Annotated in this window: 9 protein-coding genes; 6 read left to right on the top strand and 3 right to left on the bottom strand. The window is 44.1% G+C overall.

All coding sequences use genetic code 11. The features are described 5' to 3' along the window. Positions 1-45 precede the first annotated feature (45 nt). Together L2082_RS03635 and L2082_RS03630 are read right to left on the bottom strand one after the other, a co-directional pair. Positions 46-1,818 (bottom strand): hypothetical protein, encoded by a 1,773-nt coding sequence (locus L2082_RS03635; protein WP_446007863.1) that lies wholly within the window; start codon positions 1,816-1,818, stop codon positions 46-48. A 499-nt stretch (positions 1,819-2,317) separates the two neighbouring features. Next, positions 2,318-5,734, bottom strand: a complete 3,417-nt coding sequence (locus L2082_RS03630; protein WP_446007862.1) for a transglycosylase domain-containing protein — start codon at positions 5,732-5,734, stop codon at positions 2,318-2,320. Positions 5,735-6,194: 460 nt separating this feature from the next. Between L2082_RS03630 and L2082_RS03625 the strand changes: the two genes are divergently transcribed. The 6 genes from L2082_RS03625 to L2082_RS03600 all read left to right on the top strand — a co-directional run bounded on the left by L2082_RS03625 (position 6,195) and on the right by L2082_RS03600 (position 16,461). Continuing rightward, positions 6,195-8,072, top strand: coding sequence for a transglycosylase SLT domain-containing protein (locus L2082_RS03625; RefSeq protein WP_446007861.1), 1,878 nt, complete (start codon positions 6,195-6,197; stop codon positions 8,070-8,072). 217 nt (positions 8,073-8,289) lie between these two features. Continuing rightward, positions 8,290-9,708 (top strand): exodeoxyribonuclease I, encoded by a 1,419-nt coding sequence (sbcB, locus tag L2082_RS03620; RefSeq protein WP_446007860.1) that lies wholly within the window; start codon positions 8,290-8,292, stop codon positions 9,706-9,708. Positions 9,709-9,975: 267 nt separating this feature from the next. Further along, positions 9,976-12,591, top strand: a complete 2,616-nt coding sequence (locus L2082_RS03615; RefSeq protein ID WP_446007859.1) for an AMP-binding protein — start codon at positions 9,976-9,978, stop codon at positions 12,589-12,591. Between the two features lie 27 nt (positions 12,592-12,618). After that, on the top strand, positions 12,619-13,113 hold the full coding sequence (locus L2082_RS03610; RefSeq protein WP_446007858.1) for a hypothetical protein: 495 nt from the start codon (positions 12,619-12,621) through the stop codon (positions 13,111-13,113). Between the two features lie 108 nt (positions 13,114-13,221). Beyond that, complete coding sequence (locus L2082_RS03605) at positions 13,222-15,594, top strand: EAL domain-containing protein (protein ID WP_446011454.1); 2,373 nt, start codon at positions 13,222-13,224, stop codon at positions 15,592-15,594. Between the two features lie 90 nt (positions 15,595-15,684). Then, complete coding sequence (locus L2082_RS03600; protein ID WP_446007856.1) at positions 15,685-16,461, top strand: thermonuclease family protein; 777 nt, start codon at positions 15,685-15,687, stop codon at positions 16,459-16,461. A 102-nt stretch (positions 16,462-16,563) separates the two neighbouring features. On the opposite strand, the gene L2082_RS03595 is transcribed toward L2082_RS03600, so the two are convergent. Beyond that, the gene (locus L2082_RS03595; RefSeq protein WP_446007855.1) at positions 16,564-18,318 is read right to left on the bottom strand and encodes an FG-GAP repeat domain-containing protein; all 1,755 of its coding nucleotides are present in this window, start codon (positions 18,316-18,318) and stop codon (positions 16,564-16,566) included. Positions 18,319-18,468: the final 150 nt, after the last annotated feature.

Here is an 18,468-nt window from a genome sequence, read left to right as displayed (position 1 = left end):
GAGGCTCCGAGATATAACAATGACGGGAGTAACCACGCTGATAAATTATTCAGGCATATGGTCAAGGGTGGATAATTCTTTATCAACACGGCTGAGGTTCCGTTTTACCTTGGCATCAAGTCCGGCAAGGGGATATTTTTGCAGGATATCTTCAAGAATCGTTTTGGAAGAAAGAAGATGCTGTTTTTTAACATCAGGATCTGTTGCGCTGTTTGCTCGTTGAAAAAAGTGAGCTGCTTTTCTCCGTGCCTCCTGGCCTGCTGCTTGTGAGGCTTTTTTTAGTTTTTTGAGAGCTTGTGTGTTTAAAGAGGTATTACGTAAATCAGAGAACAGGGTAATGGCTTTATCGTATTCTGTAGCTTGCAATGCCTCTTCAGCCTTGTTCCATTTTTTTTGCAAGGCTGTTTCCGCAGGCTTTTTTTGCGGGCTTGAGGCTTTTTTTCTGCGCTCAGATGCATTTTCTGCTGTTTTCTGGGGAACGGTCTGCGCTTCAGGCTGTTCCTGATTAAGAGTTTCTCGCTTTTCCGGAGCCTGTTCAGATATTTTTTCGTTGATCGTGCTGTTGTTGGCTGGTGCTGCTACCGGGGCCGAATCTTCCACAGGGGGTGGGGCAGTGAGAGCGTCTTTTCTCTGTCGTATGATTTCCTGTTTATCAAGAGGGAGTATATCAAGGGGCACCTTTTGCAGTAAGGTCAGTGCTTCATTGGGTTGTTGATTGATGACAAAGCGGTCGAATTGTTGTATAAGTTGCTGGAACCATTGTTCAGCCTCCTGTTCAGCTTTTGTCACCAGCTTTTTGACATGAGAGCGCAGTGGTGAAGTGGGAAAATTATGTAAAAAGGCACGTCCTTGCTGAGGAACTGTGAAACCGTCCTGCGCAGGATCAAATGTCATTGTACTCAGAAGTAAGGCTGCATAGGCATCAACCTCTTCCCGGTGAGTATCAATAGCCTGTAAGGCCAAAAGATGCTGTCTGTCAAAAGGCGCGTTCAGTTGCTCAAGCTCTTCATAGAGTATTCTTGCTGGAAGATAGTTTCGCAGGGCAAATTCAAGCTCTGCTATGTTTTTTAGTATTTTTCTCTGAAGAGTGCTGTTTCCAGTCTGGCGAACACTGGCAAGCAGATCACTGAGAATACGTCGTGCTTCTTCTTCTCTTCCCTGCTTGAGTAAGGATTGGGCGTACTGATACCGTTCCTCGTAATTGGGAGCTGGTTCTGGTGGTGTGATCAAATCTTTTTGTGGGGATTTGCGGCTTTGCTCGTATTGATTTTGGTATTGGGGGGTTGTCGTAGAATGAGGTCGATCTGAGGAGAAAATGTTACGACCAAAGTTTATCGCTGGCCTACGTACTCCTTCAGGCTGGGCCACTGCTTCAGGTATAAATCGTTTGTGAGATGTGGATAATTGTTTAAATAAAGCAGGACATGCCCCCTCAAGGTAGGAAAAATCTTTATGCTGGAGATGTTGTTGAGTAACAAGAATTTTTTCGTGAGAACCAGGAAGGTTTCGCTCATTAAAGAGTTGAATTTGTAGTTCTGTATAGGCATCATGTAAGGCAGCAACCTTACTTTGACAGGAAATGAGTTTTCTGGACTGTTCAGGAGTGCGATATCGGGATTTATTCTGCTCCAGTTCATGCCAGGCTTTTGCCCGTTGCCCATAGAAGGAGACCCGGTTGCGTACGGTTGTGCTTATAGGTTGCAACAGTTCCGTATTTCTTGGTTTCCTGGAAGCGGGTTGCTCAACAATAGAGGGCTGGGAAGTATATTGTTGTCGCTGGACAGGCGCAGATTGTTGATAAGGGGCACTTGGTTGCATACGTGAGGTCTCATGAGGTACTGGCTTGTCTCTATAAGGCTGTATCTGTACCCTGTCCCTGCCAGCTGTGCATCCTTGAAGCAGGGAAAGAATACATACTGACGTTACTCCAAAAAACAGGAGCCTGGAATTGAAGCGTAAGGAGAAAGACGAAGTATATGTTTTCATGTTTTTTTGTCCCGGCCCGTTGGATCGGGATAGTGGGTATGTGTAAACGATGTTAATCTGTTTAAGCTTAAATGATTTTTTTTAATCCGCTCTTGTTCCGCGCTGATATCGACGCTGTTCTTTGTCGAAGATGCGAGTGGAAAGGCAGAGCGTTGTTCGTTGTTGCTGGTTTATCTTGGTGAAGACTCTTACCACGAAAGAAAGCTATCAGAAAACGGGAGTCTGTACAATTCCTTTTTTTGTTCGGTGTGGAAAAAATATAGTTGCCCTGTTTTATGAGTACTGAGACAGCACTCATAAAACAGGGCAGGAAAGAGTTTCTCAGCTTGTATTATGGCTGTTGATTGCGCCAGAAGGGAATGAACCGACGTTCAACCGTAAATCCGGTGTTTCTTCTTATTGTTCCATGCTCTAAGGCAACAGGATTGTTTGGGTTGATCGTAGTTCTTTCCCCGGCATTCCTTCCTGACCTGATGCCTCCATTTTTATGCTGTACAGAGGTGAAATACTGGCCTGTATCTGAGTATTTTAAAGAGATGCCCTCAAATGCGAGATCAACCGGATCCAGATGCTCAGCAACGTTTTCAAGAGAGTACAGGGCCTGGGCAATTTTACTCCAGGTTGGCAGAGCACCCTGAGACCCGCTAATGCGGGTAGAGCCTTTTTTCATGGGATCATTGTCGTCAAACCCAGCATATACGCCCACTGCATAACCACCTTGCGTGAGCAGTACGTTTCCCTCCTGTCCGGTTTTTGTTGGTACATATCCGAGAAAAGCAGCATTACGGAAGTCATTGGCAGTCCCTGTTTTTCCCATAAGGGGGAGGGGGAGGTCCAGCTGTTGCAATTTGGTATTTCGTTCATCATCAGTACTTGTGAGGCGAACATTTTTTAAGGCATAGCGTCCAGTTCCATAGCGAATAACATTATGAAGAATGTTGATTAACTCATTACTGGTTTTGGGGTCCACCACCGGGGTAGCTGCTGTTTGCCGGGCATAAATAATCTCACCGTCTGCGCCCACAATTTGCTCAATAATAGCGAGCCCGTCTTGTTCCTGAGCAGGGCCTGTTTCTGTATCAATGCTCTTATGAGGCAGCTCAACAGCATAATTTTTTCCTGTTACCAAGGTTTCGTACATACGTACTGCTTCCAGAAGAGACACCACATTGGAGCCTAAAGGAAAGGAAAGAACCGGGTCAAGCTGGGTGGAGATCCCGCATTCATGGCCAAAGCGGACCAGGTACTGTATACCGAGCATGACCCGATAGTCAGGGAGAGCAGTCAACACCTCCATGGAATAGTTTTTTTGTGCTGTCAAGGCCTCACGTTCTGTCCGCATCTGGGTTTCCACCATCTTCAACCCAGCTGAGCTGACCTTGCCTTCCAGAAGAATATTATCCCACAAGGCTTCTTTTTTCGCTGAAAAAAGTCGGGCTAATTGCTGACGCAGAGCAAGGTCGCTGACCGGCTGCCAGCTTTCAGGGAGTTTGCTCTTGAGTGTGTAAATAAGCTGTCCTTTCTGGTTTTGGGCAAGGGTTCCTGCAGGACGTTCTTTTTCAGCTCCTTCAGGAGGCTGCTGGTTAAAAAAAGCAAAGGGATTGCCAAACCATGAAGGAAGTTCTTCAATATATTGGCGGTATTTCTGGACAGCCTGATGAACTTTTTTGAATTGCAGAAAATTATCATGCAGCATAGAGATGCGGATCCAGTATTCAGAGCGTTGGCGGGCCTTCAGGCCTTTTTGTTGGAGTTTTTGGTATATTCTTGAACGAAATTTAGGGAAGTCAAGGCCGTAATGGAGTCGTTGCCATTGGCGATATTCCCTGGTACGACCATCAAAGACAAAGTCTGCTTCTAATTTTTGTATCGCCAGCTCATAGGCGGCTCGATCAAGGGTGTCAGAGGTGATGCGGATGCCAAATGTGTCGCGCATACGGCTGCTGAATTCTTGATAGGTCTCCTTTTTTTCCTGAGTAACACGGGGAGCCATGTCCAGGAAAGTCGCAAGTTCGAGGAGCTGTGCCGGATTAAGTCGGTCTGTCAGATGATAGAGAAGCCAGACAGCAGCCACGTTTTCTGATTTGACCCCAGCCCAATTCATGGAAACATAATCAAATGGACTTTTATGATCTGGTCGGGGAAAGTAGGGTTCTTGCAAAAAAAGGAACATGTTTCTTTGATTATCCAGTTTATCCAGGGGACTCCAGCCCAGTTGAAGAGCAGCTGCAAATAAGAATGTTTTAAAGGTTGAGCCCATGACACGTTTTGCAGAAACAGCTCGGTTAAAAAAACGATTTTTCATACCACCAGCCATAGCCCGAATCATGCCCTGTTGAAGAACCAGAGCTGCTCCCTGCAGTTCAGGGTAACGCTCAAGATCCAGGGTAGGGGTGCCGTCAAAGAAATCAACTTCCCGAACACTCACGTAAATCTTGTCACCAGGCTGGAGACGGGTTAACAATTCTTTCAGATCTTTTTTCTCTGGTTTTGTCCAGCGTTGCTTACGGTATTTTACCAAGGCGACAAGGATGCGTTCCAGGCCCTTGCGGTCGATAAAGCCTTCTGGGTGCTTAGGTCCAAAGCTGACAGAGATAACCGGTTGCTCCGGGTCGGTTGCATCAATGTCTTTAATCGTACCAAAAAGGAATGCTTTTTTTATGATTTCCCGGTCACCTTTTTGATCCTGGTATTCCAGCTGCACTTCTTCTCTGTTATAGCCACGTAATCGGACATCAAGACGGGAAAGATCGCGACGCAGGCTGTATAAGGTTTCTGTTTGTAAGGTATGATCAACAGTGCTGATGATCCGTGCCCCGGACGTGGAGATATTATTTATCCCATGCTCTTGCAGGGCATTGGTGATGACCTTGGACTCCAAGCCCTCTTTAACTAAATCCATAATAGTGTTAAGGGCAAACCGGGTTTTTCCACGGTTAAAAATAATATCATTCTCTTTTTTCACAGCATCATCATATTCACTCTGGCTGATCATTCCCAGTTTGAGCATATTGCCGAGAACATAGTGAGCCCGATTTTTGGCCCTTGAACGGGCTTTTAAGGCGTCGTCGCTGTCTGTTTTAATGAATGGATTATAATAATTGGGCTGTTTGACTGAGCCAGCAATAAAGGCAGCCTCCAGCAGTGTGAGTTGGTTTGGTTCTTTGTTAAAATAGTAGCGGGCCGCAACACCCAAGCCGTGACCATTGCCGCTGACATAGAATTGGTTGCAGTAGAACTCAAGAATCTGTTCTTTTGAAAAACGATATTCCAAGCGCAGGGCAAGGAGCATTTCTTTGAGTTTTGCTTCATAGCTGCGCGATTCGCGCTTAAAGAGATTCTTAGCTGTTTGCTGGGTGATGGTGCTGCCTCCCTGGACGATACGACCAGCCTTGAAATTTGCAATCATTGCCCGTGCAATGCCAAAGAAATCAATACCGTAATGGTTGAAAAATTGATCGTCCTCCGCAGCAATAATAGCGTTGATGAATTTTTCCGGGAGTTGATCGTATTTCAGATATTGACGATGGATATCTTCAAATAATACGCCGAGTTTTTCTTTACCATCGCGATAGTAAACAGGGCTTTCGTGGCCCAGAATTGAGGAGATATTTTCTTGAGTCATTTCTGGGCTGGGAACTTCAGTGACCAGGTAATATACCCAGCCCAAGGTGCCAGCAGCAGCAAGGAGTCCTAAAAAAGAAAAGAAAAAGAAGGTCTTAAGGGTAAATCGAAAAAAACGGCGCATGTATGAGTTATAGTTTGAGGAAATATGAGTTGAGATTCAGCGTCAATATCTGTTGTTGTAACCTATCAGGTAGCCCATTAAGATTGTCTGATCAATCTTTATTTTTTGGTTGTCCTTGCCCAAGGAGAAATTTGTCTCTCTGCAAAGCTGGAAGAGGCTGAATGTAATCGTTAACATACTCTATTTGTAAATCAAAACCGGAGCGGTTGTCAACAGTATGTTTTTCCTTGTAAAATATTCTTCGTCTGTGGTAGTCTCTTATTCAGGGTATTTTTTCGGTTTGGAGTTATTTTATGCAAGCGCTAAAATAAAAAAATAAATTGGCTCGGTTCCAATCGGAAAAATGTTTTTGAAAGTATGGGATGGCTCCTTGCCGGGTCGGCCTGATCTGCTTTCATTTTTATTGTCTCCCTTAAAGTGGAGAGATGTAAATTACTATGATACGACAACGTGAGAGAGAATGAAAGTATCTTTGATTGTTCCCCTTGTCTCGCTTCCTTTTTTTGCTGCCTGTGCTCCTGCTCTTCACAAGATTGATTCGCATCAGGATATTCAAGAGGAAGAAATTGCCACCCGTTCCCATGCAGACCATAAACAACCTACAGAAGATAATACAACGTGGAAAAAAGAAAAAGTACGAAAAGTACCTGAAACTCTTACAAGGGAAGAAGAAGCTGGAGGCATGCGTCAGGCCCTTGTTGTTTATAGTTCTGAGCTGATACCTGTTATGGCATCTCCTGATGTCCAAGACACGAAAGAAAATGACACGAAAGACTATGCAGCCGAAGAGAAGAGGGCGTCGCTTGGTCAGGTGAGAAAAAAAACGTCATCCCTGCCATTTTTACAGAATTTCCCGAAGCCGCAAAGTAAAAGCAAAGGCCTGACGAAATCAGTTGCTGAGGCACTGGCCAGGACTGAATATACAGAGATATTGCAACATGACCAAGCCCCACCACCATTGTATACCCCTGTGCAATCTGAACAGGAACTCAAAGAAGAGTTAACTGCGCTGGAAAAAACAGGAGATTGGAGTGATAGTGGTGAAGGAAAACATGGCATACTTTCATCCTATGGAATCCAATGTGACCTTCCTAAGTCTTTTGCCCCTGTTCAACTTAATTTAGATGGAGATTTTCTCTCTTCTGTTGCCAAAGGAAAGGGCCCTGTCGATTCGAAGCAGGTAACATCTTCGAAAAAGTTGGTTTGTGATTTTCCAATTATTATTAATAAGCAGGTTGAGTTTTATCTGGATCAATTTCAAAATCGGCAACGAATAACGTTTAAACGTTGGTTAGACCGTTCAGCTCTTTATTTATCATTGATTGAGGATGAATTGAAAAAGGCGAAGTTGCCAGAGGCCTTGGTGTATCTTGCCATGATTGAGTCGGGTTTTAATCCTGTTGCCTATTCACCTGCCCGTGCGTCTGGATTGTGGCAGTTTATGCCTAGCACTGCTCTGAGTTACGGATTACGTATTGACTCCTGGGTGGATGAACGCCGGAATCCGGAAAAGGCAACCAGGGCAGCAGTATCCTACCTGAGTGCTTTGTATAAACGATTTGGAGATTGGCAACTTGCTGTTGCTGCCTATAATGCAGGAGAGGGGAAAATCCAGCGAGGATTGGAGAAATATAAGGCAAAGAATTTCTGGGATCTTGCTGCCAAGGATTACCTCGCTCTTGAGACAAAGCGCTATGTGCCAAAGTTGATTGCTGCTATCCTTATAGCTCATGAACCAGAACGATATGGATTTCAGCCTGTTCGTGCTAAAGACGTGCAGTATGAGACTGTTGATGTACCGCCCGGGACGCCGTTATCAGCGATTGCAGCAGCTGGGGGATATTCGGTTGAAAAAGTTCGACAATTGAATACAGAGCTGCTCAAAAACAAGATACCTCGGGTCAAGGGTACCTATTCTCTTCGGGTGCCAGCAGGAACCAGCACTCGAATTGCTGCAAATCTTCAACAGATTCTTGCTGATGAGAAAATTAAGGTTGTCCATAGCCTCCGCAGGGGGGAAACCTTATCCAGGGTAGGAAAACGGTATAATGTTTCGGTCAATATGATTATGCAATGGAATAATATTGCTGATGCCCGGCGAATTCGGGCTGGTCGCAAACTTGCTTTGTACCCCAATGTAAAAGCCGATGTCAGGACAGGTAAGCAAGGTACAAAAGAAAAGGGCATGATTATTAGCTATTATAAAGTCCGTGATGGCGATTCCCTGTGGTCCATTGCCCGGAAACATCAGGTTTCCACCCAGGATATTAAACGATGGAATCAACTGGATAATAATTTGCTTCATCCTGGAAAAAAATTGGTTATTAAGAAGAGTTAAATTATGAATGAGTAGAAGAAACTGGCGTAAGGTTCACTGTTGGATCGGGCTTTTTTTTGCTTGGGATGGTATTAACAGTTTGCCTGGTGGTTCTTTCTTTGAAAGGCTTGTTTTTTGTTATTTTTTGTTATAGATGGCTGGATATCATGCTGGTTGTTGTTGGTGGCCTAACAATAGGCATTGGTATGTTGTGAGGGTGAATTTAAATTAATGAGATATGTCTGATATAACCTTATTATGGCATGATTACGAGACCTGGGGGGCTGATCCCCGCCAGGATCGGCCTGCCCAGTTCGCAGCTCTGCGAACAGATACTGAGTTGGAAGAGGTGGGAGAACCGATTACACTGTACTGTCGTCCTGCTGATGATTTTCTTCCCCATCCTGAAGCAGTAATGTTGACTGGCATTTCTCCTCAGAAGGCAGCAGCAAAAGGCCTGAATGAAGCAAGTTTTTTTAGAAAAATCAATGTGGTTTTTTCTCAACCCGGAACCTGTGGGGTAGGGTACAATTCCATTCGTTTTGATGATGAAGTGACGCGTTTTGGTTTTTATCGGAATTTTATTGATCCCTATGCCCGTGAATGGCAGAACGGTAATAGTCGTTGGGATATTATTGATCTGGTGCGCATGGCGTATGCTTTGCGGCCTGAAGATATCCATTGGCCGCAGAAAGAAGATGGTCGTGTCAGTTTCAAATTGGAAGCGTTGACCGCTGCCAACGGAATAGAGCATTATGGTGCCCATGATGCCTTGGCTGATGTGCGGGCAACCATTGCTCTGGCCCGGCTTATCAAAGAGCGTAAGCCCCGTCTTTATACTTATTATTTCAATTTACGCAGTAAACATGAGGCTGCCCGAATGCTGGACCTTCGGGAGCATGGAATCATTCTCCACGTCAGTGGCATGTATCCTGCTGAGCATGGATGTATTGCGCCGGTTGTGCCGCTGCTCCAACATCCGCGCAATAAGAATGAACTGATTGTTTATGATCTCCGTCAAGATCCACAAGAATTTTTGGGGATGACAGTGGATGAGATGGAGGCAAACCTGTATACCCGTGCAAAGGATTTACCTGAAGGGGTTCAAAGAATTGGCCTGAAAGGAGTGCATTTGAATAAATCACCGGCCTTAGCTCCAATCAATACCCTGAGTCCAGAGCTGGCTGAGCAATGGCAGATTAATTGGCAGCAGATTGAACAGCATTGTCGTTTACTGCTTGCAGAAAGCAGCTTAGAGACTCGGCTTGCTGAGCTGTACAGCCGCACACCTGATGTTGCGGCCTTTGATGTTGATACTGCGCTTTATAAGGGCTTTATTTCACCTAATGATCGCAGAATTTGTAATGCCCTCTTACAAAAGTCACCTGAGCAGCTGGCAGAATGGAATCCTGATTTTGAAGATAAGCGTTTGCTTTCTTTATATTTTCGTTATCGTGCAAGAAATTGGCCTGAAAGCCTGGATGAAAAAGAGAAAGATCTGTGGCGGCAATTCTGCGAAGCTCGTCTTCTTGCTGGTGAATTTGGTAATCAGCTCACCTTGCAGAAATATCAGGATATCTTGGAAGGAATGGCGCAACATGGAATACCAGAGAACAGGCAGGATCTGTTGAAAAAGCTGGTGGAGTGGGTGCAGTGAGCCTTGTACGTTTCGCAGGATTCATCCTGCCCCTCTGTTTTGTGGGGGAACGTGTTTTTCAGAGTATATCGAACAGTTACAGGGGGTAAGTTCTGTTTTCAATAACATAATGATGCGCTGATTATTTTTACCTGATTTACAATTGGTTACCCTGACTGTCCATTTTATCCTTTTCCTGGAGAGAATATACATACATAAATAATGCATATGAATGACGAATCAATAGGCTAACTGGTATTTTTTGTGTAAAATTCAAGGTGTTCTGTTATGAAAAAATTGATCAGTTTTTCTCTGTCAGCTCTCCTTCGTCTTCGCTACCGTCTTACCGTCACCGGGCTGAAGGAACTTCAGCAAGAGAGCGAAGATAATCGTCCTTTTTTATTTTTTTCCAACCATCAGGCATTGATTGACCCGGTTATTGTCATGAGCCTGCTGTACTCTCGTTTTACACCGCGACCATTGGTTGATGAAAAACAGTCTGATCATCCTGTGGCGAAATATTTTATGGAGATGGTTAATGCTATTTTTATTCCGGATCTCAATATGAGCGGCCGGGATGCAAAAGAGCAGGTCTTTGCCGGGATTGAAGAGATTGTTGCAAGTCTTAAGCGTGGTGAAAACGTTCTTATGTACCCGTCAGGGCGCATTTCCCGAGGAAAACTGGAAGCTATCGGTGCCAATAGCGGTGCTGTTTCTGTTACCCATGGAGTTCCAGAAGCACGGATTGTCCTTATACGTATGGGTGGGCTCTGGGGGAGTCGTTTTAGTCGGGCCAGAGGACTTCCTGTACTCTTTGGAGAGGTGGGTAAATTATTTCTCAGGGTACTGGCCAATGGCATCCTGTTTATGCCACGGAGGCCGGTGCATCTTGAAATTGTTGAGCCAGATGATTTTCCAAGAGGTGGGGATAAGCAAGCAATAAACCAGTATCTTGAAGCGTTTTATAATGTTGAACCGGACAGGAATACAGAAATACCTTCGTACTGGTGGCAGGGATCGCAACCTATTTATCATGATGATCCCCGTCCAGTGTTTGCCGCCCAAGACACGGCCAGTATCCCGGAAAGTATTCGAAGCCTTGTTCTTGCACGTTTGACAGAGCTTTCTGGTGTGGACAAGGTGGAAGAGAGTGATAAACTGGCTGCGGATCTGGGGATGGACAGCCTGGTTTTGGCAGAGTTTGGTTCCTGGCTGCATCAGGAATTTGGCGTGGCAACGGAAAATCTGGAGGTACTGCAAACAGTCTCGGACTGTATTCTTGCTGCTGGTGGCATTATGCCGGTGTTATCTGGGGTACCACTCAAGCCGGTTTCTTCGAAATGGTTTACCCAGGTTGATAAACGAGAATTAGGTTTTCCTGCGGGAGAAAATATTGCTGTGCTTTTTCTTGCCCAGGCCTGTCAGCATCCAGATCAGGTTATTCTCTCTGATCAGCTCAGCGGCGATAAAACCTGGCGACAGCTGATTATGGGAGTATATGCGTTGTTACCGGAGCTTGAAAATATTCCCGATAAAAGAGTTGGTATCATGATGCCAGCCTCTGTGAGTGCGGTTGTGAGCTGGCTGGTTGTGATGTTCAGCGGCAAAGAACCTGTAATGGTCAACTGGACCAGCGGGATCAGTAATATCCAGTATTCTTTGCAGGCAGTGGGCGTTAAGCAGGTTATTACTGCCAAGGCCCTGACCAGCCAACTGGAACAGCGTGGAATTGCACTGGATGCTATCGGTGTCACTTGGTTGTATCTTGAAGAAATTGCGGCCCGGATACATGCGGGTCGAAAAATTATGGCCTTGCTTAAAAGCAGGCTGTTGTGGAGGAAATTATATCGGGCAGAGATTGCGAAAAATGCTGCGATTCTCTTTACTTCTGGTTCGGAAGCCCGGCCTAAAGCTGTTCCCCTGACCCATGCCAATTTTTTAGCCAATGCCCGGGATTTTTCCCAGATATTATCGTTATCCTCCCATGACCGCCTGTTAGGTATTTTGCCGGTTTTTCATTCCCTTGGCTTGGCAGGTACGATTATTCTTCCCCTTTGCACTGGATTGCGTACAGTATATTGGCCCAATCCCACCGAAGGAAGCCAGCTTGCCCGGATGATCGGGGCCTACGGTGTTACGACGTTGATCAGCACTCCAACCTTTTTGCACGGGATTCTCCGAGCCGGGAAACCAGATCTTCTCCATTCGTTGCGTTTGGTTTTTTCTGGGGCTGAGAAATGTCCAGAGCATGTTTTTGCTCTTCTTCGGGAATTCTGTCCACAGACAGTGCTTTGCGAAGGCTATGGTGTGACAGAGTGTTCTCCTGTTATCACGGTCAATTCTCCAGATGCTCCCCAACTTGGGACTATTGGCAGGATATTGGCGTCAATGGAATACGTTTTGCTTGATCCAGAAGATAATCAACCTGTTTCGCCAGGAAAGAATGGTCGTCTTTTAGTGCGAGGGCCTAATGTTTTTTCTGGATATATTGGTGATTCACCCACTCCCTTTGTCGACTTTGCTGGAAAATCTTGGTATGATACTGGAGATTTGATGTTTGAACGGGATGGGGTGCTGGTCTTTGCCGGGCGTTTGAAGCGATTTGTCAAAATGGGTGGTGAAATGATTTCCCTGCCTGCAATTGAACAGGTTCTTGAGGCTCATTATCCCACCGATGAAGGACCGGTTCTAGCTGTGGCTGCTACTGACGATGAACAGCACCCTGAATTGGTCTTGCTCACGGTGTTGGATACAGACAGGCAGGAGGCTAATCAGGCACTTCGTGAGGCAGGTTTGTCTCCGTTGCATAATATTCGCACTGTTCGCCAGGTTGACGAAATACCTCTTCTTGGGACTGGGAAGACAGACTATACAACTCTGAGTAACCTCGTTAACGAGCAGTGAAACCCTATTTTTTTTTCAATAATAATTATGGCAGTAACAAAGGGCAAATACAAAGCTTTGTCCCTACGGTATCTTTCTAAATATCTTATATCAAAAAGCGGAGTAATGATGACGAGCTGGAGCTATGAAGCATTCGAATCAACGAATTCTGGAAGGGAAGGAGTGACAGAAATGGAACTTCTGGTCAAAGAAAAATTGGAAGATTTAGGTCTGAGAGCTGAATATGCAAAAGTCGTTATGACAAATGTTATTGGAGGAGCAGCCCGTGCAGTTCTCTATTATCCAGATGACACCCTTTCCTTACCAGCGGTTAACAGTATGGGGAAATGGATAAAGAGCGATGTGAATACAATCGCTCATGATCGGGATACTGAGCGGTTTAAAGAAGAAATGTATCAGGAAATTAAATCGCTGCTTGATTCCTTAGCAGATATTCAGGCTGCACGCAGTAAGATTTCTGCTACAGCATATAAAGACGGCTACTCGACAATTACGCTTTGGTACCCAGGGGAAATTTCCTGATAGTCTTGTTACAGCCTTTAAAGATGAATTGCCTACGCGTGAATTCTTGAATAACGATATCTTAGGTAAAAATACAGAAAGAGAATAGATATACTCAACAAACTGAAAATGATAAAGCTGATAAAAGAAAATAGCCTGTTTGTTTGTATTGTTACATTTTTTTGTATCTTTATCGCACTGAAGATAGTTGACGACTACAGGAATATTTCTTTGTTGGAAACAAAGATTTATTATGAAGATTCCAAGGTTCTGAAAAATTTTATTGAAGCATACCGTTCTGTTTATCAGCAAGCCTTTATTGAAAATCATATCTCTTTGGACGAAGCAAATATGTACCTTCTTCCAACAATGGCGATTACCAGAATTTCAGAAAAGTTTGCCGAAGTAACAGGAGGAAAGGTCACTGTTAATGCTGTGACTGATAGACCTAGAAATCTCAATAATAAGGCTGACGATGTTGAGCAGAAGGCTATACGATTTTTTAAAAATAATACTGATAAGAAGGAATATTTTGAGAAAATTTCTTCTGAAAATGAGCAGTTTTATTTTTACGCATCACCCTTTTATATAAAGAAGATCTGTCTGCAGTGTCATGGATCAAGGGAAGAGGTGTTACCCCATGTGGCAGAGAAATACTCAACCGCCCTTGGTTATAAGGAAGGAGAGTTACGTGGCGTGGTTAGTATAAAGACCAAAGAGGCGAACATTAGAGATGAATTGATTAGCCTCTTTTTTGTGAAAACCACCCTTGTCACCATTGCAGGCAGCATTCTTTTTTTAACGGTTATTTTCTTTTTGATCCGTAAATTAAAGATACAGGATATTCAGTATACAGCGCAGCTTGAAGAGACCGTGCAAAAACAAACAGGCACGTTGCAGGAGCAGGTTAATCTATTGAGTGAATATTCAAAAGTTCTTGATGCAAGCCTGATTGTTTCCAAAGGAGACCTTCAGGGGAACATCACCTATGTAAATGAAAAGATGTGCCAGGTCTTTGGGTATGCATCGGACGAGCTTGTTGGCAGGCCACATTCATTTTTGCAGTATTCAGAAATGGATGATTATGCCTTTATTGATTTATGGAAGAATATTCAGTCGAAGAAGATCTGGCAAGGATTGCTGAAAAACCGTAAAAAGGACGGGAATCATTTCTGGGCACAGACAACAGTCTGCCCCATTCTGGATAATACCGGAGAAATTGTTGAGTATATTACTGCCAGAGCTGATGTGACAGAACTGGTTGAAAATCGTCGGGAGATGCAAACCCTGTTAACAACAGATAGTTTAACAGGAATTCCTAATCGGTATCAAATGCTCCTGGATCTTGGCGAGCAGGAACTGACAACGGTTATACTTTTTGACATCCATGCCTTTGCCGATATAAATGATTATTTTGGCATAGAAACAGGCGATAGTATTTTGGTTGAGTTTGTACGTCGCCTTCAGCGGGAATGTGAGAGAAAACCTTGCAAACTCTATAAACTGCCAGGTGATCAAACAGTCCTGTTGGTTAAGGAGCAATGGTCCTTAAGAGAAGTTGAGGCAACTGTAGAACAGCTTATAGATTGCATTACGCTAAAACCTTTTTATATTAACGAGAGTGAGATAGCCGTTCATGTAACCTGTGGTATTGCCTGGAATGTTGAAAAAAATGCTCTTCTTGAGGCAGATATTGCTCTGAAACAGGCCAAAAAGAATCGACAACAGTATGTTGTTAATAAGGAAAGCGGCAACATCATGTTGGAACTGGAAAAAAGGCATTCCATTGCTGTTGATATCAAAAATGCCTTGCATGAGGGGCGGGTTGTGACCTTTTTTCAACCGATTATCTGTTCGAAAACAGGAGAGATTGATAAGTACGAGTGTTTAGTTCGGATTATTGATGAGGATGGGACTGTTATTCCACCTAGTCAATTCTTAGATGCAGCTAAAAAAGCAAGAATTTATACTAAGATAACAATAGCTGTCATTGACAGTGCCTGTGCCGCCTTTGCAGATTCAGCAATGGATTTTTCTCTGAATTTATCGACCCAGGATATTCTTGACCTCGCTGTTGTCAAGCACTTGAAAATGAAATTACAGGATCCCTCTATAGCGCAACGGGCAATTCTTGAGATCGTCGAGACAGAAGGATTTGAGAATTACGACGAAGTGGCTTGTTTTATTAGAGAAATGAAAGAGATGGGTTGTAAGATAGCCATTGATGATTTTGGTAGTGGTCATTCAAACTATGAACGACTTCTCAAACTTCAGGTCGATTATTTAAAGATTGATGGTTCTATTTTAAAGAAATTGACTTCTGATGATATTTCGCAAACCATTGTTGAAACCATTGTTGCGGTTGCCAAAAAACTCGAGGTACAAACAGTTGCTGAGTTTGTCTATGATAAAGACACTGCTGAACTCGCAACAGCTCTTGGGGTGGACTTTTTGCAAGGGTACTATTTTTCCAAACCCTTGCAGAAACTCAAGGAAGGGTGAAAAAGTTTAACAAGCAGTTTTGGTAAAATAAACTCATCCTGCTGCCCTTGGGGTGGGATTACAACTTATGAAAGTGACTGGTGATTTAATATGCTGCGTTATAAAACTTTGAGTTATGCTTGTGTGCTTCTCTGGATGTTTTCTGTTCAACAGGCTTGTGCGTTGAGCGTGAATCCAGAGAGTAAAAAAGCCTTACGGAAAAGCCTGAAAGACTATTCTGCCTCAAGAAGCCAGACAGGTTCAGTACCGTCTCCAAAAAGGAGTTCAAAAACTCATAGTTCCTCAAGTTCTGGAGCAGGTTCTTATAGATGGGGCAAAGAGCAAAATAAGCTTGTTTACACCTTGCCAGAGCCGCGACCGCTTCAGTCTGCGGTATTGGTTGAGGTTGAAGATGGTGATACAATACGTGTTCTTTTGGATGATACTCCGTTTACAGTGACCCTGTACGGTATTGACAGCCCTGAACGAACACAGCCACACGGTATGCAGGCAGTTCAGGCACTGACAAAATTACTCAAGCGAAAAAAGATTCAACTACAGATTTATGATACAGACAGAGAACAGCGTCGTTGTTTGGCGCTTGTTTCTGCAGGCAAGAGGAATGTGAATGAGCTGCTTGTGAAGGGTGGGCATGCTTGGGTTAAACAAGAATATTGCTACGAGTCATTTTGTTCTGATTGGCGCTCTTTCCAGCAGAAGGCCAAGGATGCGAAAAAGGGGATCTGGTCTTACTCAGAGGCGATTGCACCTTGGTTGTGGCGGGCAATGTCCCAAGAGCAACGGCGCAATCTTCAACAAGGTTATAATCCTGTTGAGAATGGATTACGCTCCAGATATGGTAAAGATACAACAATTATTGGCCGCTAAATTATGCTGTTGGTGTTGTCCCACCCGGAAGTAGGGATGAAAATCCGGGTGGGGAAATCTGTTTTAGGACTGGCGGGTAGAAGCTGCTTCTGTTTTGTCTTCTTAATCCTTTTTCTTTTCAAGAGTGTAGGTGCGAAGCAGAGACTCTTTGGTACCATTCCAGAATGGTATCAGGTTGCCTGAATACTCCTGCTCAAGGGAGAAAAGAGTAAAAGTATGAGGTTGATTCTGTCTGTGCAGCATGTGGAAGTCGATAGTATAGTTTTGGACCTTTGGGCTTTCCCAGAAGGTGCTCATAGTGTTGCCATCCCAGCTCAAAGCTGTAATTGATGATCCCTCAAAAGATCGTAACCGTTTGAAAAAGGTGATCTTTGCCAACAAACGATTACGTCCGAGAATGATTTCAGGTGCCCCGTCGCTATTCAGATCCTGGGTCATGATGCGTGTATGCATATAGACGGATTCTGGATTGTTCGATTGATAGCGATCACCGTCTATTGTGCGTGACAAAGTCCCAAGAATTTCCTTGCTAGCCCCATAATTTTTTTCGCTTTTCCATACGGTTTGTCCTGTATTATTGATCACTGTGAGTTTATTGCTCCGGGTGATCCCGACAAACTCCAGGTCTCCGTCCAGATCCAGATCCACTCTGAGAAAGTCATAGATATTAAATCCAGATGGTACGGTAATACGTTGTACTTTTTTTAGAGACGTGTTGGCTTTTCTCTGGAGACTATAGAAAGCCCTGCTTCCGTTTTCCTGAAAAACATTTTCCTGACCAAGAAGGATGGGACGTCCCTCTGTGTCAACACCAGGGCGTAGATAATAGGGGGCATTTTGATAAAGAACACGGAAGGTTCCATCCCATTCCAGAATTTGTGATGCAGGGGTGGTGCCATTGCTGGCACCTATGTAGATTTCCTGTAACCCGTTATTGTCGAGATCTGCGAGATGCACTGTATGCAGACCAAGGTGACGAGCAAGGGGCTGAAATGCGATACGTTGAAAAGAGGCATCTGGCCTTTTATGATAGAGAACTATATTGGCCCTTTCCAGAATGACGAATTCTTCTGTCCCGTCATTATTGAGGTCACCAACAGCCATTGCTAAGGGTTTGGAAGAGAGGAATATCATCTTTTTTGATGACAGTATACCGAATTCCCTCTTCTTTATCTCTACTGGCTCAAGAATATCTTGGTTGACTTCATTGTATTTTTTTTCTTTAAAAAGACGTTCTGGATGTGCAGTATGAAAGCCTTCAAGTCCGTTGCTTTCTGCAACAGGATGGGGTTTTTCAGGTCGGGGAATGGAAAATATTTTTTCAGCAATATCAAGCGAAAGCTCGTCTAAAGCCGATAATGCCTGATCAAGTCGATTGAATGATTGCGATATCGAAATATGCGCTGTTGATCTATGGTCAAAGGCATGGATAATGATTCTATAGCCTTGCTTTTTTTCTTGAAGAGTACCTGCCAACAAAGAGGTGTTCTCCATTTTTTGTATTATTTTTTGTACAGCAGCATAGTCTTGTTGGCGAAGCAGGTTGGTCAGCTTGTCTGTACCTGTGCTCTGTGAGGTAACAATATGCCCTGTTTTTCGGGTTATGCGGGTTGCCAGAATATTAGCAAGCCCGGTTTGCAGGTGCGGCTGTGGAGTTGTAGTTTGTACCGTAAAAGGCGGGATAATGATTTCGTGTTGAGTATTTTGAATGCTTGATGCTGGTTCAGTGCTCTGTCCTGTGCTTGGCAGTGTTGCTATTGTGCCAAAGCAGGTTATGAGAATGACGTGTACATACAAAAGAAGGGGGGCCCGAGTCCGCAGGCGAAGAGCAAAAAAAGGACAATGATATGAATTCATAACTCGTTAATATCCTGATAGTGAATAGGTCGCGCAGTACGTTAAAGAGTACTCCGTAGGAATTACTTTGCAAAAGCGTAAGGATGTATCCTCTGATTATAACGCAAGCAGTAATTCTTGTCGACAAGTAGGGTTCTTCAGTGGGCTTTA

The organism is Candidatus Electrothrix sp., from assembly GCF_052785085.1.
This window is presented reverse-complemented; position numbering and strand designations above follow the sequence as displayed.